This is a genomic window from Barnesiella sp. B2-R-119 (assembly GCF_023656675.1).
GTDB lineage: Bacteria > Bacteroidota > Bacteroidia > Bacteroidales > Barnesiellaceae > Barnesiella > Barnesiella intestinihominis.
The window spans coordinates 147,375-170,808 of sequence record NZ_JAMOKL010000003.1 but is presented as its reverse complement, the minus strand read 5'-3'; the positions used below and the strand labels follow the sequence as shown (position 1 = coordinate 170,808).

General features: G+C 43.4%; 17 protein-coding genes. 9 read left to right on the top strand and 8 right to left on the bottom strand.

Annotation, left to right across the window (positions count from 1 at the left end):
• The first annotated feature begins 138 nt into the window (after positions 1-138).
• From NBH06_RS07145 to NBH06_RS07115, 7 genes are all read left to right on the top strand, one after another.
• Positions 139-1,257, top strand: coding sequence for a tyrosine-type recombinase/integrase (locus tag NBH06_RS07145; RefSeq protein WP_118404466.1), 1,119 nt, complete (start codon positions 139-141; stop codon positions 1,255-1,257).
• 246 nt (positions 1,258-1,503) lie between these two features.
• Entirely contained in the window at positions 1,504-2,361 is an 858-nt protein-coding gene (locus NBH06_RS07140; RefSeq protein ID WP_118407057.1) for a transposase, read from the top strand.
• 199 nt (positions 2,362-2,560) lie between these two features.
• Entirely contained in the window at positions 2,561-2,935 is a 375-nt protein-coding gene (locus NBH06_RS07135) for an excisionase family DNA-binding protein (protein WP_118404488.1), read from the top strand.
• Between the two features lie 5 nt (positions 2,936-2,940).
• On the top strand, positions 2,941-4,029 hold the full coding sequence (locus NBH06_RS07130) for an AAA family ATPase (protein ID WP_172774753.1): 1,089 nt from the start codon (positions 2,941-2,943) through the stop codon (positions 4,027-4,029).
• Between the two features lie 3 nt (positions 4,030-4,032).
• A complete protein-coding gene (locus tag NBH06_RS07125) occupies positions 4,033-5,148 on the top strand; it encodes a DUF6371 domain-containing protein (RefSeq protein WP_250793519.1) in 1,116 nt (371 codons plus the stop codon).
• 376 nt (positions 5,149-5,524) lie between these two features.
• On the top strand, positions 5,525-6,991 hold the full coding sequence (locus tag NBH06_RS07120; RefSeq protein ID WP_118406600.1) for a mobilization protein: 1,467 nt from the start codon (positions 5,525-5,527) through the stop codon (positions 6,989-6,991).
• 90 nt (positions 6,992-7,081) lie between these two features.
• Positions 7,082-9,004, top strand: coding sequence for a hypothetical protein (locus NBH06_RS07115; RefSeq protein ID WP_250793517.1), 1,923 nt, complete (start codon positions 7,082-7,084; stop codon positions 9,002-9,004).
• A 108-nt stretch (positions 9,005-9,112) separates the two neighbouring features.
• Here the strand turns inward: NBH06_RS07115 and NBH06_RS07110 are convergent, their stop codons facing one another.
• The 8 genes from NBH06_RS07110 to NBH06_RS07075 are packed head-to-tail and all read right to left on the bottom strand — an operon-like array spanning position 9,113 to position 19,340.
• Positions 9,113-12,238, bottom strand: a complete 3,126-nt coding sequence (locus NBH06_RS07110) for a type I restriction endonuclease subunit R (protein ID WP_118406601.1) — start codon at positions 12,236-12,238, stop codon at positions 9,113-9,115.
• Positions 12,231-12,782, bottom strand: coding sequence for a restriction endonuclease subunit S (locus NBH06_RS07105; RefSeq protein ID WP_118406602.1), 552 nt, complete (start codon positions 12,780-12,782; stop codon positions 12,231-12,233). Before NBH06_RS07105 ends, NBH06_RS07110 begins: the two co-directional genes overlap by 8 nt.
• A gap of 10 nt (positions 12,783-12,792) precedes the next feature.
• The gene (locus NBH06_RS07100; protein WP_118406603.1) at positions 12,793-13,998 is read right to left on the bottom strand and encodes a restriction endonuclease subunit S; all 1,206 of its coding nucleotides are present in this window, start codon (positions 13,996-13,998) and stop codon (positions 12,793-12,795) included.
• Between the two features lie 47 nt (positions 13,999-14,045).
• Positions 14,046-14,849, bottom strand: a complete 804-nt coding sequence (locus tag NBH06_RS07095; protein WP_118404473.1) for a TIGR02391 family protein — start codon at positions 14,847-14,849, stop codon at positions 14,046-14,048.
• Between the two features lie 10 nt (positions 14,850-14,859).
• Positions 14,860-15,960, bottom strand: coding sequence for a PDDEXK nuclease domain-containing protein (locus NBH06_RS07090; RefSeq protein ID WP_118404474.1), 1,101 nt, complete (start codon positions 15,958-15,960; stop codon positions 14,860-14,862).
• 15 nt (positions 15,961-15,975) lie between these two features.
• Complete coding sequence (locus NBH06_RS07085; protein WP_250793515.1) at positions 15,976-16,746, bottom strand: restriction endonuclease subunit S; 771 nt, start codon at positions 16,744-16,746, stop codon at positions 15,976-15,978.
• A 13-nt stretch (positions 16,747-16,759) separates the two neighbouring features.
• Positions 16,760-17,752, bottom strand: coding sequence for a site-specific tyrosine recombinase/integron integrase (gene xerA, locus NBH06_RS07080; protein ID WP_118404476.1), 993 nt, complete (start codon positions 17,750-17,752; stop codon positions 16,760-16,762).
• 46 nt (positions 17,753-17,798) lie between these two features.
• Positions 17,799-19,340 (bottom strand): type I restriction-modification system subunit M, encoded by a 1,542-nt coding sequence (locus NBH06_RS07075; protein ID WP_118404477.1) that lies wholly within the window; start codon positions 19,338-19,340, stop codon positions 17,799-17,801.
• A gap of 863 nt (positions 19,341-20,203) precedes the next feature.
• Here NBH06_RS07075 and NBH06_RS13620 point away from each other — a divergent pair.
• Together NBH06_RS13620 and NBH06_RS07065 are read left to right on the top strand one after the other, a co-directional pair.
• On the top strand, positions 20,204-21,481 hold the full coding sequence (locus NBH06_RS13620) for a leucine-rich repeat domain-containing protein (RefSeq protein ID WP_350449413.1): 1,278 nt from the start codon (positions 20,204-20,206) through the stop codon (positions 21,479-21,481).
• A 40-nt stretch (positions 21,482-21,521) separates the two neighbouring features.
• Complete coding sequence (locus NBH06_RS07065; RefSeq protein WP_250793511.1) at positions 21,522-22,790, top strand: tail fiber domain-containing protein; 1,269 nt, start codon at positions 21,522-21,524, stop codon at positions 22,788-22,790.
• Positions 22,791-23,434 lie beyond the last annotated feature (644 nt).

Here is a 23,434-nt window from a genome sequence, read left to right as displayed (position 1 = left end):
TGAAAAATCGGGATTATCGAAAATTATTTCAAAATGATGTATCGTGGAGGTATTCACGGATATTTCACGTTGTTCCTTTGCCATCGGAAACATGGATACAACTCCAAAATGTATACAACCAATTAAAAGATAATTATTATGAGTAAATGCAAAACAGTTACCTTGCGTAAGCGCAAGATTAAGAACGGGACACAGTATTCACTATGCCTTGACTACTATCCCGGCTACCGTGACAATGTCACCATGAGAGTGATTACACGTGAAGCCTTAGGAATTTACATCTTCGCCAAACCTGCAAACCAGCAGGAACGGGACTTCAACGCACGCATGATGAAGAAAGCGGTCATCCTGCGCAACCAGCGCTACGAAGCCATTTTCAATGAAAACAACGGCTTTTTTGACAAGACCAAGATGAAGGGCGATTTCCTTGCCTATTTCAAAGGACTGGCTGACCGTAAGAATATCAAGTGGCAGCACGTTTACAAACACTTCGAGCGGTTCGTGAACGGCAAATGCACCTTTGAAGAGGTGGATGTGGACTTGTGCCGCAAGTTCATGGAGTATCTGCTTAACGCCCCTCAAACCATCCACACCAACCAAAAGCTGCATATCAACTCCGCAGCAGGCTATTGGTCAACTTTCCGTGCGGTACTTCATACAGCCTACCGTGACCGGAAGATAAAGGAGAATCCCAACGGCTTCTTAGACCGCATCGAGTGCATTCCCACCATCAGGGAACATTTGAGCCAAGAGGAACTGATACGACTTGCTGAAACTCCTTGCGAAGAAGAGGTCTTGAAAAGGGCGTTCCTTTTCGCTTGTCTTACAGGATTGAGGAAGAGCGACATCAGGCAGCTCACGTGGCTGCAGATACAGCCATACACCAACGGCAGGATGTTCGTTACCACCCGTATGCAGAAGACCAAGGAGATAGTGCATAACCCCATCAGCGATGAAGCCTACGGACTGTTGGGAGAACGTGGCGAGGGGCTAATCTTTGAGGGTTTCAAGGACAAGATGCTGCAAGGACCACTCCAACGGTGGCTCACGGCAGCAGGGATAACCAAGAAAATCACCTTTCATTGCACGCGTCACAGCTTCGGAAGCCTGCACGTGGAAATGGGAACGGACATGGCTGTCATCCAAGCCTATCTTGGTCATAAGAACATTACCACCACACAAATCTATTCCAAGATAGCAGCGCAGCAGATGTGTCAGGTGGTGGACAAGATAACCTTGAAGCGCAAGGAGGCATAAATATCTCACATTGACAGGTATTCAGAGGGGCGGTTATGGATACAAGGCTATAATCGCCCTCTCTGTTTTTGGCTTGATGCCACCATTTATAAGCCCCTCAGAGTATGAAATGGAGTATGATATGATGACATTTAGTGAAATACATTGAAAAAGACCGTTCCAACCGCAAATAACGGGCAATAATTGGGAAAAATAGCATTAACTTTGCACAAAATAAAATAGGAACATTCAATCTCTCAATGAAATATGGAATCATCAATCAAGGACAAATACATCATCTTGGGCTTTGTCTGCTTTGTCATCGTCTTAATATCTTCCATTGCCACGCTGGTAATAGCGGACAGCTTCAACCAAGACAACTTTGTCAGGTGGATAGTATTCGTATGCTGTAACCTGTTGGGATGGTTGCTCTATTTCTCCTTTCAGACGCTCATCTTTGATACATACGAAATCTACAAAATCAAGTTCGGAAAGAAAGAAACGACTGTCGAAGCCATAGAGGTGCAGGAAGAACTGTCACAAAATACACTTGAAGAAGCCACATCTGTACCTGCACCTACATCAGTTCCTGAGCTTGTACCCGAATCATTCCCGACAAAAGAAGAGGCACCTATCCAAACACAGCCGATAGAGTTGACCATTGCCCCGGATCTTCACGAGAAGAACCGTGCCGACTATGTAAGCAGGGAACAGCGGGAAAACGAAGGGCGCATCCGCATGGTCATGGAGTATTGCCATTATTACCTGCCCCGTATTGCCGACCAAGAAACCGTGAACCATATCTGCACGGAGGTGGACAAATGGATGGAAGATTTCGACTACAAGCCGAAGCCCGTATCAAGACCGCTTACCAAAGACATCAACAACATTCCACTCCGTCATTTTGTATGGAATATCTCCGAGCGTTTCCTGTACAAGAAATACTATAACGGGGATAACCGTGCCAAGTTCATCAAAGCCCTTTTCCCGAAGGCGTTTGCCGATACGGATTTATCGACCATCAAGAATTTCAAGGTAGAACCGCTAAAGACGGAAATTCCCATTGATGAACCCGAAAACGGCAAACTTGATTTCCACTATCCCGAGGATTATGTGCAGAATTAGGATGATCACGACACCAACGACAACCATCAGGTAACTCATAACATCCTGTTTTACATCGTTTCCCGAGTAATTTTACCCGTCATTTATGGCTGGTCTTAATTATTCGGGAATTATTTTGCAATGACGTGTCGTGGAGATATTCACGGATATATCATTTCAGTCCTTTGCGCCAAGTCTTACAAAAGAGACAAGTACGCAAATGGAAAAAACAATCCTTACCTTCAACGACCTCCCCGAGGTTGTGGCTCAGCTTCGAGACGAGGTTAAGAGCCTTAGAAGCCTGCTCACCGAGCAGCGCAGTGTGAACAATGTCCAAGCGGTGGACACCCACGTACCCATGTCGGTGGACGAGGCGGCAGAGTATTTAGGTATCCCCAAAGGTACACTCTACATGAAACTTTCGGAAGGAAGTATTCCTGCCACCAAGCCCGGCAAACGCTATTGCCTTTACCGTGACGAACTTGACAAATGGCTGGAATCCTCCCGAAAGAATCCCGTGCCGTTATCAGACGAAGAGCTGAACGAGTCCATATCCTCTTCACACCGCCGTAAACCCAACCCACGTAATTGGTAAACGGTATGGAAGAGGACAAGAACTATATCAACCTGATACATGGCGACCTCGCAAAAGCCACCCAAGCGCAGAACGGTATGCCCGACAGTGTAGGCATGATGCACATCAAGACAGCCAACCAGACCATTCTTGAAGCATCCTTGCAGCCTACACCCCGTGCGCTGTGGGATTGCTTTTGGTATGAGGGGGAACTCTCCTGCCTGTTTGCCGACTCCAATGTGGGCAAGTCCATCCTTGCCGTGCAGATAGCAGACCGTATCGCCCGAACCGACAATGTGCTGTATCTGGACTTTGAGCTTTCAGAAAAGCAGTTCCAACTCCGTTATACCAACGAGCATGGCAACCTCTACACCTTTCCCGAGAAGCTGTATCGTGTATCGCTTGACTGCAATTCCCTGTTGGATGCCAACTTTGAGGAAGCCATTATCGGCAGTATAGAACAGATGGCACAGCAGACCGCCTGTAGGATATTCATTGTTGATAATCTTACTTACCTGTGCTGTGCCATGGAAAAAGGCGATGCGGCAGGACGGCTGATGATACACCTCAATAATCTCAAAAATAGATACGAGCTGTCTATCCTTGTGTTGGCGCATACTCCCAAGCGTTCATTGGACTGTCCCATCACGTCCAACGACCTTGCAGGTAGCAAACGGCTCTACAATTTCTTTGACAGCGTGTTCGCCATTGGAAAAAGTGCCCAAGACGGAGGGCTTCGCTATGTGAAGCAGCTTAAAGTGCGCTATGGCACGTTCTCTCATGATGCGGATAATGTAATCGTTTACGAGATTGACAAGGTGGATGCTTTCTTGCAGTTCGTGTTCAGGGGCTATTCCACGGAAAAGGAACACTTGAAAAAATTGGGCGACAATGAATCAAGCCAAAGGGATTGCCAAATTCTGCAACTCTCCCAATCGGGCAAGTCCGTCAGGGAGATAGCCTCACAGGTGAATTGTGGCAAGTCCACCGTAAACCGTATCATCCAGCGCAGCAAAGAGAGTAAAAACGCAGGTGTCCCACTGTCCCAACCCTTAGAGTGTGGGACAATGGGACAGGATGGGACAGCCGACAATCAACCATCAAAAACGGACTAAGCTATGGGCAATTATTCATTACAGAAGTATAAAGGAACGGCAACACGGCATACCTGCCCCAAATGCGGAGACAGGCATTCTTTCGTCTATTACGTGGACGAAAATAATGTGCCGTTGCATCCATCGGTCGGCAGATGTAACCACGAAAGCGGTTGTGGGTATCACTACACTCCGAAAGAGTATTTTCAAGAGCATCCTGAACACAGAACTACCAATGATTTCTCTTTTGACAGGCAAAGAGCAGAGCAGAAGAAAGTGAAGCAGCAAAGTAAGCCGACAGCCATCGGCTATATTCCCCCTCACTATGTGGAGAAGTCGCAAAGCGAGCGTAGCAATTTCTTCCGTTTCCTCTTCACACTCCTTACTTCCTACTATGGCAGCAAGGCGAAAGAGGTGTTGAAGCGGTTGTTGGAGGAATACCGTTTGGGGGCAACCCGTGACGGCTCTGTTATCTTTTGGCAGATAGACAGGACGGGCAAGGTACGCACGGGAAAGGTGATGCAGTACAATCCCGAAAACGGACACCGTATCAAGGGAGGACAGACATCGGCAGTGAACTGGATACACAGCATACTGAAAAAGCAGCGTGTGTTGGCAGAGAATTGGCAGCTATCTCAATGCCTTTTCGGGGAACACCTGTTGAAACCCCATCCCGACAAGGTGGTGGTCTTGGTGGAATCCGAGAAGAGTGCCGTCATCGGTTCTGCCATCTTCCCCGATTATGTATGGCTGGCTACGGGTGGCAAGAGTCAGATGAGAGAAGAGAAACTCCGTGTACTGTCAGGGCGAACCGTGCTTCTCTTTCCCGATTCCGATGCTTATGCCGAGTGGAAACAGCGAGCCGAGAGCATGTACTTTTGTAAGGTGGTGGTTTCGGACATCATCGAAAGGAATGCCACCCCGAAACAAAAAGAAGCCCATATCGACATAGCCGATTGGATTATCTTTCAGATACGGGAGGGCAAGGTGATGAGTACCGCCAACCACTTGGTTGAGGCTGAGAGAATCCTCCAGCGGATGATAGAGAAGAATCCCGTCCTGCAAAAACTGATAGACGATTTAGACCTTGTGCTGGTCGGTGCATCTCCAATCGGCAACGATGATGAAAAACCTCCCTGACGGAGGAGAGCGGAAGCCGTAGGCTGGAGTTTGCAGACAATGGCTTGCCATTGATATAGCCCACTATAACTACACGCTTCGCTTCCGTAGTTGTGGGCTCTCCCGAGGGGATTAGGACTTTGCCCTAATAACCCACAAGGCTTTGCCCTTGACCCACTCAGGGCGTTTCACCCCTGAGAACCCAGAGCAAAGAGTGACCTTCTCTTTGCAATCTCCGCTTATGGGTTACACCCCTAAGAACCCTCGTACAAATGAGAGCAGAGGTAAGCTTGCTTAACCTATGCAGAATGCAGTCGAGGGTCACTGAAAGTAACCTCTGCGGTTATGAGCGGAGCAAATGAATTCAGTTAAACAACCCAAATCAAATTTTAAGAAAATGGCAACAAAATCAAGCATACATATCAAGTCCTGCAATGTCAAATCAAGTGGGGCTCATAACCGAAGAACTGCCGAGTATATGCGTAATATCGGCGAGTCCAGAATCTACATCGTGCCTGAACTCTCTGCCGACAACGAGCAGTGGATAAATCCCGGCTTCGGCAACCCCGACTTGCAAGCGCACTATGACCACATCAAGCGGATGGTTAAGGAAAAGACTGGCCGTGCCATGCAGGAGAAAGAGCGTGAGCGCAAAGGCAAGAACGGTAAAATCATCAAAGTGGCAGGATGTTCTCCCATCCGTGAGGGTGTACTTCTCATCAGACCGGACACTACACTGGCAGATGTGCGCAAGTTTGGCGAGGAATGTCAACAACGTTGGGGCATCACTCCGCTTCAAATCTTCCTGCACAAGGACGAGGGGCATTGGCTGGGCGGACAGCCCGAAGCTGAGGACGAAGAGAGTTTCCAAATCAGTGGCAAGTGGTTCAAACCGAACTACCACGCTCATATCGTATTCGATTGGATGAACCACGACACAGGAAAGAGCCGAAAGCTCAATGACGAGGATATGACAGAGATGCAAACCTTGGCAGCCGATTTACTCTCTATGAAACGAGGAAAATCCAAAGCCGAGACAGGCAAGGAACATTTGGAACGCAACGATTTCATCATAGAGAAACAGAAAGAGGAGATGAACCGCCTTAATGCCACAAGACTATACCGTGAGCATCAGTTGGAACAGGCGAATCAAAAGATGCAGGAGGCGGAAAATGTTACCAACGCTCTCATGGAGCAAGCCAGCCAAAAGCAACAACAGAGTGAAGACCTTGACAGGGCTATCAGCGAGAAACGCTCCAAACTGAACAAGGAAAAAGGGAGCGAACTTTTGGATGTCGCTGTCGGCTGGGCTACAGGCAGGTCAAAAGCTCTGAAAAGCGAAATTGAGGATTTGCGTGATGAGATTTCCACGCACGAGAACACTATCGAGAGGTTGCAGTGTAAAATCCAGACAATGCAGAGCGACCATCACCGTGAACTGATGAAGCTGGAGGGTAAGCACCAGTCCGAACTGAACCGCAAGGAGGCAGAGCATACGCAGGAAACCACAAGACTTAAAAATCGGATTGCTTGGCAGAACCATATTATTGGCTGTCTCAGTTTTCTGCTACTCAAAACAAGCGACATCTTCCGCAAGGCTGTAAACGGCATCATCCGTTTGGCAAAGGATTATTACAAGCCACGTTTTGACTCGGAGCAGGTATCGGACATCAAGAGTGCGCTTAACCTGTTTGGGAGTGACAAACAATCTCACCGTGCAGCCGGGGATTTCCTGTATATTTCAGCCAAGCAAAAAGGAAACTTGGATAGCCGTGAGCAGGTCAAAGCCCAACGAGAGGTCGAAAATGTGGTGGAAGGTCGCTACGACTACCAGCAAAAGAGGGGCTTCTCAATGGGAAGATAACCGATAATGCTATGTCAGTGATAATAATCGTAAGATTTTGACGTACAACCGAATAAAAAGAGTAACTTTGTAAATAAATTAAAGAAGATTATGACTAAAAAGAAAAAACATACCAAGAAGAAAAGACAGCAGCCTAAAACCAAGAAACAAAAGGTAATGGCTAAGCAATCCATCAATGGCTTTAATCTATTTGAAACACAAATGCGCGCTATGGGTAAACGCTTGCTTGAGGTCTTTAAGGATAAAGATACTGTCAATGCAACTTTAAGAGAGCATATTGAGACGATTGAGGGCTATTTCAGGAAATATGATTCTGTGCAGTTGCTTGGAAGCATTGGATTATATTTATTAGATAACCTTCCCAATCTTGAAAAGTATTTTATGGCACAGATGAATGGCACAGAGATGCATCTGGACGAAAATGCTGAAGTGATAGCGGAATATGCAATGAACTTTGGTCTTTCAATGCCAAATGATGGCATAGATAATCCCACAGATGAAGTAGTTAAGGATTTGAGAAATCGATTGAGGGCCTTGTTCATGACATATATCTATCAAGATATGCCTTTAGTTGATGATCCTATGCAGTCCATTGATTGGATGATTCATATGGATACTATAGCTGTTCGTGGTGATGGTTATCAAAATCATGTATATGAAGTATTTAAAGAAATGTTCTTCCCTCATACAACCTTTTACCAACAACAATTTGGATATAGTGTTGACCAACTATTTGAATTCTTTATGGATCTGGAAAATAGAGTTATATGCAAGATTGCTAGTCAAGAGAATATCTATGGCATAACAAAAATGCATGAACGGTGGAAGAAATGGGACGAAAAGACATTTGGTCCTATTGACGATGAAGCTACATTAGAGAATCGAGATTTCTCAAAAGGTCTGTTTGGCGCGTTCTTTGAGGCAAACCCGGATGTAGCACACACGGAAGACGGTATGCATTTCCTAATGTATCAACCAAATGATTATGGGAATTCTGATAAGATATTTTGGGTTTATCCTCAAAACGAAGTGGAAACAAGAATTCTAGATTCTCTTTCTATGGAATTTGGCGATAATTCTGCTTTTCTTGCAGAAAGCGATTTCAAAGGCAGTATTATGAATGGTCATAGTATTTTTGAGAAACCATTTGTTAAAGATGGTGATAAATACTATTGCTTTACTCCTATGATTCCTCATAGAAATCTGTTCTTGATTGCAGAAAAACTTATGATGCGCGATGGAGCCTATTACCAGAAGAATTTCCAGCAGAATACAAGTCCGATTAGCCGAGACTTTTATATTGAGAATAAAGTAAAGTCTGTTATGGAGTCATTTCTGTCAGATGTCACATTTTATTCTTCTGTACATTACAAGATAGTAGAGGATGAGGTAGAAAAGAATCCAGAACTAGATATTCTTGGCGTTTCAGATAAGGCCGTCTATATTATAGAAGTTAAAGCCCATGAACTTTCTTATAAGGACAGAGTTAGGTTGGATGGAGCCAAGTATAAATTCAAGGCCTCTGTTGCTGAGGCATGTAAACAATGCTGCAGGTCAGTTGATTTTATCAATAACTCAACAGAACCTATATTTGGCACACAACAAGGGGCAGTTTTAATTAACAAGACAAAACCAATATACAAGATAGCTGTAACCTTTCAGCATTATTCTTCGTTGTTGGGACAGATGGATAAACTTGTGGCTGCTAGTTTGATGGAGGAACGCTTCCGTGATACATGGGTTGTGTCATTATTTGACTTGATGGTTGTTGCTGACTTTGTTGAATCAGAAGATGAATTTTTATCTTATCTTGACATGCGAAAGATTATTAATACTAATCATAGTACATTTCATGATGAACTTGATTTGCTGGGTCAATTTCTCAATGAGAATCTGGCTGATAAGGTAATTGCCAATAAGCCAATGATGATTATCGGCGGATCTAGTGATATTGATGAGGAATATGCTAAGGATTTCTATCTGCCAATAAATCTTAGCTCCGAAAAGGAGTGAATGTATCAAATTGACATGAACCCAGAAAGTTTTTTGTCTAACTTTTGAGGTTCATGTCAACCTGTAGCTTTTATATTACAGAATTATTATTGCAATAATTATTGTGTACTAATTATCATCAGAATCTGCATATAGTTCGCATTGACGGATAACGGTTTCGAGGGCTGCTTCTTGTTCTTCAGGCGGGTACTTGTACTTTTTGAGCAATCGTTTTACCATAGAGCGCATCTTGGCACGAGCCGATTCTTTCTGCCGCCAGTCAATCGTTTTACTGCTACGTAAGGCTTCGGTCAGTTCCTTAGCCATAGCAACAAGTTGGTCGTTTTCGTAGAAATCTCTTACGGCTTGCGGTTTTGTCAAAGCATCGTAAAATGCTTGCTCTTCCTCTGTCAGTCCCAACTCTGACGCTTGCTCAGCATTCGCTTTCAGCTCCTGCGCCATTTTTAGCAACTCTTTGATTACTTCCTCGTTGGAAATCAAGCCACGCAAGTATTCGGCAAGTCGGGCATCAAGCATCTCACTGAACTTCTCGGCTTCAACCATCCTCTTTTTTGCGTGTTTTCTGATATGTTCTTCAAGCAAGCGTTTGAGTAGTTCGAGAGCAAAGTTTTTCTCTTTCATCTCGGCAATCTCTTTCAAGAAATTCTCATCAAAAAGAGAAATTTCAGTTCCCTTAGTGCTGAGTATTTCCACCACGCCGTCAGCCTTGATAGCCACTTTGAGCAACTGTGTAATACGCTCGTCTATGATTTTTCGGGTAATCTTCTTGTTTCCCGTAAGGCGTAAAAGCAACGTCCTAACCGCTTCAAAGTATGCTTCTTCATAGCGTTCCGCAGGAGTCAGCAGACTACGACAAAGCGATGCGGCTTGCGCTAGACGTTTGCTTTCTTCCATAAATACCTTTTGAGCTTCTGCAGAAACGGCATCCACTAAAATAATGTTGCCGTTTTCATCAGTCTGGGTAGTAGGTTGAGAGGAAACAAGATTATTTTTGTCAAGCAGTACATTCACACCGCCTCTTATAAGATTGGCTCGTTGCAAGTTGGAACAGTCGGCAAAAGCGGAATAGTCGTAATCATCCATACATTCACGGCAATGCTTTAGTGCAGCAACAAATTGCTGATAAGCAGTTGTCTTGATGTTCGGGTCACCAAAGCGTTTTTTGTCACGTCCTGTATAGTCGTGCATGGCTTTTTTTAGAGCCTTGGCTATGCCAATATAATCTACTACCAAACCACCGCTCTTTTCCGGGAAAACACGGTTTACCCTAGCAATAGCCTGCATCAGGTTATGTCCCTTCATAGGTTTATAAACGTACATCGTGGCAAGCGAGGGTACATCAAAACCTGTGAGCCACATATCCACGACAATAGCGATTTTCAGCGGTGAATTGTTATCCTTGAACTGACGAGCCAGTTCCTCTTTTCGTGCGCCAGACCCAATAATATCATTCCATTCTACTGGATCTTGGTTTCCTTGTGTCATGACTACACAAATAATGTCTTTCCACTGAGGACGAAGTTCTATCAGCTTTTTGTAAATATCAATTCCTGTAGCACGGTCAATCGCCACAATCATAGCCTTGCCCGTAAGCAAGTCGGCACGGTTGTTCTCGTAATGGTCTATGATGTCCTTACATAGAGAGTCTATGGTTTGCGGAGCTGAGAGCAAGGCGTGAAGACGTGCATTTTCATCCTTTGAGCGTTTGATGTCCTGTTCTTCCGCTCCTTCTTCCGCAAGTTTCTCATACTCGTTATCCAGCAATTTAAGCGTGTCGGCATCCAAATCCAATTTCAACAAGCGGCTTTCGTAATATACAGGGACTGTAGCACCGTCTTCCACGGCTTGGGTCATGTCGTAGATGTCGATATAGTTGCCGAAGACCTCTCTTGTATCGTTGTCGTCTTGCTCAATAGGTGTACCAGTGAAGCCGATGAATGCAGCATGAGGCAAAAGTTTACGCACGATAGCCGCAAAACCGAGTTTCAGTTCACCTGTTTCTGTATCTACTTTCGTTTTGGTATTTGACTGTGTGCGGTGGGCTTCATCGCTAATCACAATCACATCGGAACGATTGGTGATTAGTTTGTCACGGTCTTTGAATTTTTGGATATTGGCAAAGATAACACCATGACTTTTACGCTTTTCCAGCAGTTCATACAAGTGTTCGCCGTCAGTAGCCTTTATTGGCGTTTGGCGCAAGTAATCGCTACAAGCCGCAAAAGTGTTATGAAGTTGGTCGTTCAAATCGAGGCGATCTGTCAGCACAAGCAAGGTCGCACTCAACAGATTCTTCAAAAGCTGATGGGCATAGAATACCATTGAAAGACTTTTACCAGAACCTTGCGTGTGCCAGAATACACCAATTTTACCGTCATTGCGTTGTAAGGCTTGCTTTGTGCAGTCAAGAGCTTTCTTTACGGCAAAATACTGATGATAACCAGCAAGGATGCGGAGTTTTTTATCCACACCCATAGTGAGGGTGAAGTCTGCAATAATATCAATGAAGCGATGTTTGGTGAAGATACCATTAAAGAAAGTCTCAAAGTCGGCAAATACTGTACTTTCATAACTCCCGTCTGTGGTTTTCCACTCCATATACCGGTCAAGCGGTGCCGTAATCGTACCTACACGAGTGTCTGCCATGTCGCTTATCACAAGCATTTGGCAAGCGGTAAAGAGTTGCGGAACAATACGCATATAGTTCTGCAACTGCTGATGGGCTTCCTCCGAATTGGTAACTTCACGGGAAGGAGACTTCAACTCAATGACAGAGACAGGCAGGCCATTAACAAACACCACAATATCGGCACGTTTGGTGGAATTACCGTTTACGATCGTCCATTGATTGGCAACAACAAATGAGTTGTTGTCTATATTAACGGGGTCTATTATTTTAATATGGTCACTGCGCAGTGTTCCTTGGTCAGTTTTGAACGTAACGTCCAAGCCATTTTGTAGCCAATCGGTAAGGGTCACGTTTGCACTAACCAAAGGCTGGCTGAATAATTCACGTATTTGTCGGATAGCTTCGTCAACGGCTCCAACTTTGTCTGTTCCATTGATAAGCAACATCGCCTTACGCAATGCTCCCGGTATGGTGGCATCAGTGAGTTCTCGGCAGGTGTCGGTTTCAAGTTCCGGGCCATAATGATATTCATAGCCCATTTCCTTGAACAAAGAGATTATCGACTGCTCGTATGAATCTTCTGTAAAATGGAACGTATTAGGCATAATAGGTTGGAATTAAATTATCATTTATACGGCGGTTAAGCTCGATTTTATCGTCAATGGAAGATAGGAAGTTTGCGATACGTTTTTGTTCTTTTAAAGGAGGAAAAGGGATCTCAAATTCCTTTATTTGTTGCGCATTTAGATTTTGCTGAGCACCTCCATTTGCAAGAGAAGCTAGGTGAGAATAGTCATTATATAAGGCATAATAAACGAATCTATAATCTGCCTTGACAGGATTTATGGTTAGATTACAACACGCTTGATTAGTGGTAAGTGGAATCTTTGTAATAGCTGTTTTCCCTGCAGTTGCACCATACATTGCAACAATTACAGAATTTGCAGGTATCCATTTAGCGGATGAATTATTAAGTCCTTCATCTGTTATTGTTTTTTCAGTTTCATATATGCAGCTAAAATTAATTTCTTTTGTGTTAAGCCAAGGAATATTTCCGCCATAGTATTCCATAACGGTGCTTTTGGGCGTACCACCACTGCATATATTTGAACAAATATGTTGTATTTCAATTTTATTATATTCTTCCATAAATGAGAATTTAGCAATTAAATTCGTTAATTTTTAGCTCGCCAGACATCAGCTTCGGGAGAAGCGAATCTCGCAAAGAAATGAATTTTTCATTTTGATCCGTATTCTTTATCATAACCTCTTTCATTTTCAAATAGAGGTTATTAAACTCAACTACAACATCAGATGTTGGGTATATTGTTTTTATAAGCGACAAATCATTATAGCCGAGCGATTGTCTGACTCCACCAATAGCTCTTAAAGCAACTTCGTCTTTGAACATAGCTGTTCTTTTGAAAAAGTCGAAGAAATACTGGTAATTAGGTTCACACTCAAAAACGACATAGACTGGGCTAACACAACCCACAAAGTCGAAAGTATTTAACCCGATTGAGCCAATGTTAATACGAGCTGGATTATAAGCAAATGATAAAGGGTTGACAATTAGATATTTTGATAAGTCTTTGCTAAATACTTGTTTGGTGAAGTATTCTTCTGACAATACCAATTCTCCTGAATTTATAGGAGACAGCACTGTCACATCTTCACGATTGCCAACCTTTTCTGTTATTTGCTTTGTGACTTCACCTAAGCTAACAACTCTCCAACCTTTGGGTATCAATCCAAGCTCTGAATCTACAAATTCACCGCCTCTGAATGGCTCGAAGTCTACGAACCACGACTTGAACAACGCCTGCGCCTGCTGCTCTAAATTATCATTTATACGGCGGTTCAGCTCGATTTTCGAGTCTATAGAGGAAAGAATAGAGGCTATCCTATTTTGAGTTTCCAAATCAGGAACTTCAATTTCATAATTTGAGAACGAACTCTTGTTAATGATAGGCACAGCAGTAGAAGTTTTGCTAAGATAATTCAACTCTCTACCAACCAATGTCATAAAATAATAAACAAAATCCGCATTGAAGTTTTTATTGGGAATAATTGAGTTAAATTGCTGATTCGTAACAGTCGGTTCTTTGGTCATTACCACCTTTCCCAAATCAGAGCCTATACAACTCACACATATAGAACGTGACGGAAGTAAACAATTTCTTACTTCATTTAGTCCTTGTTCTGTAAGTGTCTTAGTCGTTTTAGGGGCAGACTTATGAGAGAGGTCGTCTGAGGGGGTCAAGAAAGGTATATATCCATCATAGTTCTCCGCAACTGATGTCCTTGGTGTTTTTCCCGTAACAATTTTACCAATATCTGATATATGTATTTTCTTTAATTCCATAATACAAACATTTACGATACATTCGTTCTACATATAGCACTTGAGCATCAAATTAACCTAATCCGTTGAGCATTATCTAATCGCCTATGACAATAGGATATTATTCCCAATATTTCCAAAGCATCTTGTTCTTCTATATTCCATAAGACTTTAGGCTCGTGTGCTTCAGGATTTCTGAACATACCACACAATCCCTTTAACAAATTTGCGAAGCCAGAATGTTCATCCTTCTCGGATTTAGAAATAAAACTATTGATAATCAATACGGGGTTACTACTAAATACCTGTTCGATAAGTTTATTTCCATCTTCCTTCGAGCCCGACAAATCTCTTATTCTTTGGAATAATCCCTTATTTGCTTCAAAAACAGCATGAAAATAGTTGTTTTGCAGAAGTTCCGCCTTACAATAATTTAATATTTCAGAGTGAGCTTTACGCTTTTCTACTTCAACTTTTAGATTATTAGCTTTTATTTCTACATCTGTAATTCTACTTGCCTTTTGGGTCTTAGAAAATTTGCCATCTTCATTATATTTGTAGCCGCAAAAAGCAAGCTGCTGATTTATTTTATCTCTCAATGATTCAAAACGTTCCTTTTCAGACACAAAACGTTCTGGGGCAAGCGCCACGGAAATAAACGTAAAAACGCAATTTGAACATTTTGATTCATTACATGCTTTAGCAAAAGCATTGTAAAGTCGATATCGTTTTGTGTTTGTAGGGTCAACATCTTCAATACCTGATTGAATAAGGCATTTATGTATCTCCGATCCAGTCAGACCTTCTGATGTATCGCCCAAGACATTGGCAATACATTCGATTACTACTGGTGTCAAAATATGCTGTTCCATAAATGAGAATTTAGCTGTTTGTTTGACCATCTAATGTGGCTTCTATCTCTTTGATTGATGGCATTGTTCCTTCAACCTTTTCAGGATAGAGTTTTTCAAGCTCATATTCGGATATTCCGAGAGGCTGACTACTTGATTCTAACGCATATTGAGCCAACGTATTGCTTTTCTGCTTGCAAATGAGTAATCCTATTGTCGGATTATCGCGCCCCTCCTTGCGAAGAAGATGATTGCAAGCAACAACATAACCGCCTAATTGACCGGCATCAGCAAAGTCAAACTCTCCGATTTTTACCTCTACTACCACATAGCAAGACAATTTAAGATTGTAGAAAAGCAAGTCTATAAACTTCTCTTTCTCTGCTATTTGCAAGCGATATTCTTTGCCTACATAGGCGAAACCTGTGCCAAGTTCCAACAGAAAGTTTGTGATATTGGTGAGCAATGTATCTTTTAGTAGTCGTTCATTATATTTTCCTCGTAATCCCGTGAATGAGAAATCGTAGGGGTCGCGTGTTAGTTCCTGCGCCAAATCGCTATCCACATCAGGGAGCGTACTCTTGAAATTTGTGAGAGCCTTTCCGCTGCGCTCATACAGATTTGTGCCTAATACATTGAGTAATATATCCCTGCTCCATCCATTCTCTAATGTTTGGCGGACATAGAACAAAGCCTTGTCTGAATCAGTCGAACATTTGTCTATGATATAACGATGATGTCCCCAAGGAATAGAGAATAAATCAGAATATAATCTTTCCACAAGCTGTGGAAGATTTTCTTTCTCAGATTCTTCCACAATTTGTGGAAGAATTGCAATCTGTTGTTTATAAAGAGTATAGAAACGTTTTGCGTAACGGATTGATGTTTCAGATAATCCTTCCACATCAGGCATTTCATGGCGCAAGTCACGGCTTAATGTAGCGTAAAACTTACTGCCATACTTGTTATCTGCTTGCTTTTCTTCAATATCTTTACCGAGTTCCCAATAATAGCGAAGCAATTCTCTATTCACTTTTATAGCCGCCTTGATTTGGCTGCCACGATAACGCTTTACAAGCTCTTTAACCCATAAAGTGTAATCCTTATCTAATATGCCGATAGATTTAACCATTTTATTTCTCCGTTTTTATTCACTAATTTTTAGTTCACCAGACATTAGCTGTGGGAGAAGCGTGTCACGCATCTTTGCCAACCTTGCATTTTCAAGACTGTTAGAAAGTATCGTTTTGATAAAAGGAAGAACTATGTCTCCATACCTTTTTACATACGGACTTTCATTTGAGTATATTGGAAGACACTCAATATCTTTTGTATTTATACCGGGGATTGCAGCCTTTCCTCCAATTGAATTTAATTGGTTCATAATGTATGGTGTACGCATATAAAAATATGCAAACGCATTATAAGCGTTATCCATTAAGTCCAAGATGAAGACATGCTCATTGATATACATTTCGTTGAAAGGAAATCCTTCTCCAAAGATAGAGAAATTTGGAATAAAATATCCCGGTTTGCCTCCGTCTTTGTAAATCAATAGCTCATATCCATTTATCTTTCCCTTTTTTATAGTTTGAGCATATTCTTTTGGAATGTACTTTGTCTTAGAATAGTCATAATACCCCAATCCTTTGATATTTTCCGCCCCAATGCTTGGAACGCCTTCAAAGGTTGCACCACCTTTGGGTCTTTTTCCACTTTCTATATTGTGAGGTATATCTTCGATGTAAACTATTGGTAACTCTTTGGGGGTACTACCGAGAGCTGAATCTACAAATTCACCGCCTCTGAATGGCTCGAAGTCTACGAACCACGACTTGAACAACGCCTGCGCCTGCTGCTCTAAATTATCATTTCCTTGTCTGTTTTTCAGGAAAGATGAGCCACTGTTATGTGTCAAACAATACCACATGCTAATTTATGAATTTACGGTGTGAGAGTTTGACATTGTTTTGATTCACCATTGCATAGTGCATGGTAGTATCAATCTTGACATGACCAAGTAAGCGTTGCACTTGTTCCACAGGCATACCTTTGTCGATAGCCATTGTTGCCAATGTACGGCGAAACTTGTGAGGATGAACACGCACGATCTTTGCAGAGCGGCCAATTTTGCGCAGACGAGTTTCTACCCCCGAAATCTCCAAGCGTTTATGCGGTTTAGCTAAAGAGACAAAAAGAGCCTTATTTCTGTCTTTGCGAGAAGCTAAGTATTGTTGTAGATGAATCTTTGCACGGGCATTGAAGTAAACGATGCGTTCCTTGTTGCCTTTGCCAAATACGATACATTCACGCTCTGTGAAGTTGATGTCTTCTCGATTGAGTTTTACCAATTCGCCTACACGCATACCTGTTGAAGCCAGTAAGTCAATAATGGCAAGGTCACGGATTTTAGTGCAACTATCACGGAGTTGCTCGATATTCTCATCACTCAATACTTCCTTGACCTGTGTTCCTGTTTTCACCTTATGTATTCTGCGGACAGGACTTTTGACAATGTAGTCCTCTTCTTCGAGCCAAGCAAAGAACGAAGAAAAAATCCGGCGGATATTATCAATGGTCACTTTGCTTGATTTGTTTTTTCGCTGGAATACGGCAAGGTAGGCTCTAATGTCCTCGGTAGTATAGTCGGTGACCTTTTTAGGCATCTTCTTAAATAACTGCCGAATGGTAGAGCCGTAGTATTTGATTGTAGGTGTTGTGCAACCCTCCACTTGCTTCGCGGACAGGAATATGTCAAGCAGACGGTCGTTAGACGCTGCATTTTCGTGCAGTGTCTCGCCATCTTCAGTAATAGTGTATTGGCTTACTACTTGAAGCAATACACTATTAAGGTGAGCTACTTGTTCAAAACTTAACACTTCTGTCATTGCGGTGCTGATTTCCTGAATTAATTTTTCTTTCATATTCTTCGTTATTATATGGTGAACCTAACGAAGAGTAGAAGCTATATCACTTGACGGTGAAGCCGATTTTTGCCAATTGCTTGCGGATTTCGTCTTCGAGCGTGTGCGACTGGGCGAATAAATCAGACAGTTCGGAAGTGAGGCGTTCCATTTTTTCTTGAAATGGTTCGCCGTCTTCCTCCACTTCGGCTATGCCGACATAACGTCCGGGGGTGAGGATAAAATCTTGCTTCTCTATATCCTTGATTGTTGCAATGGCTGAAAATCCCTTTTCGGTTTCAAGCGTTCCAGCACGAAACTGCTCAAAAGTATCTGCGATACGTGCGATGTCGTTGCCATGCTCCTCCGTTTCTTCTCCGCAAGAGAGTTCACGGTGTGTGCGGTCTTTCATATAGCCCATGTTACGAGCATCTATGAAAAGCGTCTTGCCCGGTTGTGCTTTGCTCTTTGTCAAGAACCATAAACAGCAAGGAATCTGCACATTGTAGAATAATTGGGATGGCATGGCGATAATACCTTCCACCAAATCGGCCTTGACAATGTTTTCACGAATATCTCCCTCTGTACCTTGTTGAGAGGATAGCGAGCCATTGGCAAGAACCAAGCCGATGCGTCCATTGTCTGCCAAGTGATACAACATGTGTTGCATCCATGCAAAGTTGGCGTTCCCCTCCGGCGGTATGCCGTATTGCCAACGTGGGTCGTCACGTAATTGGTCACCGCCCCATTTGGAGATATTGAACGGTGGATTTGCCATTACGAAATCCGCTTTTAAGAATGGATGTTTGTCATCGTGAAAGGAATCTCCGAAACTGTCGCCAAAATTGGCTTCAATTCCACAAATGGCAAGGTTCATTTGTGCTAATTTCCACGTATTGCTGTTAAGTTCCTGCCCATAGACGGATATTTTATTGATATTACCTTGATGGCGTTCAATAAACTTACTACTCTGCACAAACATACCGCCCGAACCACAAGCAGGGTCAAAGATTTTTCCCTTATAAGGCTGAATAACTTCAACTATGGTACGGACTACACATGAAGGGGTGTAGAACTCACCACCTTTCTTGCCTTCTTCACGGGCAAATTCTCCAAGAAAATATTCATATACACGTCCAAGCACATCACGAGCTTCCGAACCTGTAAAGTGGAGGTTGTTTTCAAAAATATCAATTACGTTACCCAAGCGGCGTTTATCTAGTTCTGGACGAGCATAGTTCTTGGGAAGAATGCCTTTGAGCTGCTTGTTTTCTTTCTCCAATGCTTCCATTGCCGCATCAACGACAGCTCCGATTTCGGCAGTAAGTGAGGCATTGACAACTTTCTCCCAACGAGCATCGACAGGAACAAAGAATATGTTATCGCCAATATATTCGTCTGGGTCTTCCTCAAAGCCTTCACCTTCAGCAACAAGTTCGTCATGCTTAACTTTGAAGCAGTCGTTGATATATTTTAGGAACACAAGTCCAAGTACCACACTTTTATACTCGGCTGCATCAAGATTGCCACGTAATTCGTTTGCCGAATCCCACAATGTTTGCTCGATGGTTTTCTTTACTACGTCCTTTGTTTTTGCTTTCTTTGCCATTATCGTATATAAAAGCGAAAAACTCCACCGCTATCCCTGCGAGGCTGACCAAAGCCCATAAGACAGCGAAGGAGTTTCGTATGTTGCTTTATCGTTTTGATTCTTCAGGTCATTAGCGCAGTTGTATTTTGATTGCAAAGGTAATACATTTTCCCCGGTTTTCCTTGCATAATCCAAGAAAAAGTGTACATGCAAAGTACAGGTACCATCTTTGGTTTAAGTACATTCAGTCGTTTATCTCCTCATGTCGGATGCAAAGGTAGCCAGCCTCATTGAATATGGAAAGGTCAAGCGGTAAACCGTTTGGAGCAGTTTCTTCCTCCTGCGGAGAGTAAACAGCCCCCAAACCTTTCCCCATTCATCGGCTTGGCTTAATGAAGCATCCGGCAACGGAGACAAACGACTGACGAAATAATAGAAATATCAACTCAAACAATAGTTCTTGGTCTGAAAACCGATTACACACCATTATTTTTTCGGAGCGGGCTAATTTTAGCAAGAACAAATAAGGCAAGCGGAAGACTGCACTCCCTCCAAAATAATAGATTCCTTTTTCCTCCTTCCCTTTGCTGCGTTGGTATTGCGGCATTAGTACATTTGCTGTGCGGCAAAATAATCCACAAATGAGATGGTCAAGGAAGATTATCCGGCAAAATATCGTACCTTTGCAGTGGCTTAGGAGATAAAGTCCAAATAGAAGTGGAATAGCGGAACCCAAATTGCATCGAAAAGAGAAGATAACGCCCAAATTGGCACTCCCAACGAGTTAAGAAACAATAAAAGCGTTAAATCTTCACCCTTTAGAATGTACCATTAAAGTTTACGACCATATTTCTGACTTATTACTCACAAACTATTGAGAAATAACTGGTTGCAAATACAAAGATTGTGTCGGATTGACATCGGTCGAGATAGGCTATGGTGTAAAGACAATTGAAAATGAAGCGTTTGATCGTTGTATAAACCTAACTTCAATTTCACTACCGGAGAGTTTAACCACGATTGGACGAGGAGTGTTTATGAGATGTGAAAGTTTAGTTTCATTGTCCATACCTAAAAGTGTCAAGAATATAGGTTTTCGAGCTTTTGACGGTACTCCTTGGTATAACAACCAACCTGACGGGGTAATGTACATCAATGATATATTGTACACCTATAAAGGAGAAATGCCTTCCGATACTCATATTGATATACGAAAGGGCACTGTCGCTATATCGAGCGATGCCTTTGCAAGAAGCTCTAATCGTATGACCTCTTTAACGATACCGAAAAGTGTTACCTCGATAGGAGAATGGGCCTTTGCTCATTGTTATGATTTGAAATCAGTGACGATACCGGGCAGTGTGGTCGAGATAGGCGCCAATGCCTTTTATAGTGGAGGGTTAACTTCGATAACGATTGAAGATGGAGTCACTATTATAGGTAGTGAGGCATTTATGTACTGCAAGTTATTGACATCAATGGATATTCCAACCAGCGTGAAGAAAATAGGAACAAATGCATTTTTGTTTACTCCGTGGTATTCTGCCCAGCCAGATGGATTGATTTACATTAATGATATATTGTGTGATTATAAGGGATTGGCTCCTTATGATACACACTTGAAAGTTCGAGATGGTACAGTTTCCATATCAACAGCCACTTTTTTAGATCTGGAAAATATAGTTTCGGTAATGCTCCCCGGGAGTGTGTCGAGTATCGGTCAAGAGGCATTCAGCGGCTGTACGGGTCTGACGGAAATCACGTGTAAAGCCGCAGTTCCGCCCATTTGTGAGGCCGATTGCTTCCTCGGCATAGGGCAGAGAGATTGTAAACTGTATGTGGCCGAGGGCTCGGTGGAGGCCTACCGGAATGCCCCGGTATGGCAGAACTTCGATATAATAGCGACCGACTTCTCGGGAATAGAGGAGATATCGGCCGAGGGTAGCGTGCGCATTTATGCCTCGGGTGGATCGATAGTTCTTGAAAACCTCTCGCCGGGGATGCCGGTTGCCGTCTATGACACGACCGGTCACAAAGTGAAGACTGTCGAGGCCACAGGTAGCCGTATGGAAGTGGTGCTGCCTGCGGGATTTTATGTGGTGGAATGTGCCGGCAAGGTGGAGAAAGTGATGTTACGTGCTTTGTCCGGGAGAATATGATAAAGAGTAAGTTAAAAAGCATAAAGCGAAAACAAGAACTATGAAGAACAGGGTGATTTTATTGTCTTTGGTGACATGGCTGTGCCAGATTTCGGTTTGGGCACAGCTGGAAGTGGATAGTCTCGGTAGTACGATTATCCATAAAGAATTGAAGTTGTCCGGTGAAGAAGGATCCCTTCGCCAATCATTGTTCGGTAAAGAGGGTGACTTTTATTGGAGCGATGGATTCGGCGGATTGAAGATGACAAGTTTGGGTAAATTCTTTTTGGAGGCGGCGGAGGCCGGGTCTAATATTTTTAATACGGAAGTCGACTATGGATTTGATCCTCTTTATGAGTCTATATATCCCCAACATTACCATGCCGCATTGACGGTGCGGAGCGGTGGAAGCCGATCGATCCATTCCATCTATACAGGTGCGGAAGGAGGAACTCATGAGGGGATACGATCTGATGTCTACAAAAATACAGACCGGCCGTTCGCCGCATATGTTGTGGCGACTACTCCGGATTCGTACCGGACTTCCATGCAGGTGTTTTCGGTCGATGGAAACGGGCTGGTATACGGACTGAGCGGATTTACGCAAGCCTCGGACGGACGGCTGAAACAAGATGTCAAGGAGATTGTCTCGGGCATGGACAGAATCTCGGCTTTGCGAGGAGTGAGTTTCCGCTATAAACCGGGTGAGGAGCAGCCGGTATCGGCTGTGGCGAATGAGAACAGCCACGCTGGATATGCTTCGTCCGATATCAAGAGACAGATCGAGGCGGAGAATGCCAGGGAACGCATAGGGTTCATTGCGCAGGAGGTGGAGATCGTGGTGCCGGAAGTGGTACGAACTTTGCCGGACGGGACGAAGACCGTCATGTATACCGATTTGATACCTTTACTGGTGGAAGGTATGAAGGAGATGCAAGCGACTATCGAAAGACAGGAGGAACGGATTGCCGAACTGGAAGAGTCGTTATCGGGTGACAATGTTCCGGAAAAAGTCGTGCCGAAGAACGCCCGCGATTCGGAGGATAGCGAAATCGAATCTTCCACCGGAGAGGCTGCGATCTATCAAAACGTACCCAATCCTTTTTCCCAGACTACCGAAATTATATATAGGCTCTCGACCAATGCTCGATCGGCATCGATATGTATTTGTGACTTGACGGGCAAGCAGTTGAAATCCTATACGCTGCAACCCGATATGCCAACGGGAAAGATTGTGATTCCGGCCTCGGACTTAACCGCCGGAATGTATCTCTATGCTTTGGTGATCGATGGGACGCTCGTCGATTCTAAGCGTATGATTGTGGAATAATGTGAAAGAAGTATCTTAACCGGAATCTTCGGTTTGGCTTATAATTGGTGGGATATTGGCTCAATAGGAGATCAGGGGGGAACTGATGAAACGGTAGTTTCTGAGGAGAGGGGTTGAAAAGATTTCATAAGTTTTTTTGCTGTAAGGGTTACCCCCTCCGTCACTTCGTGCCACCTCCCCTATATTTTGCATTGCAAAACACAGAGGAGGAGGGGGTAATACCTCCCTCGTATTTATTCGTTTTCCCTATGCGGTTAACGGAAGACCTCTGTATCGCTTCGCGATACCCTGCAATGCTGCGGGGTACGGCGGGGAGAGGTTAAAGGTGGTATTTCTCGTTTTTGCATAAGGATAGATTTTACCCTTCTCCCCTGTTTTTTTTAACCCCCTCGCCCTACGGGCACTCCCCCTATCTCATCTGCGATGAGCAGAGGGAGAGGGTAAAAGCGTCGCTTTGAACGGCCATTTTGTTTTGTGAGGACTTCTCCTATGTTTCCTTACGGCACATCGGGGGAGAGGGTTGATACCTTGATATGTTTTCTCTGTTGCGGATATTTTCTAACCCCTCCGTCACTATGTGCCACCTTCCCTATATTTTGCGTTGCAAAACGCAGGGGAGTAGTGTAGAAATCTTTCGATAACAT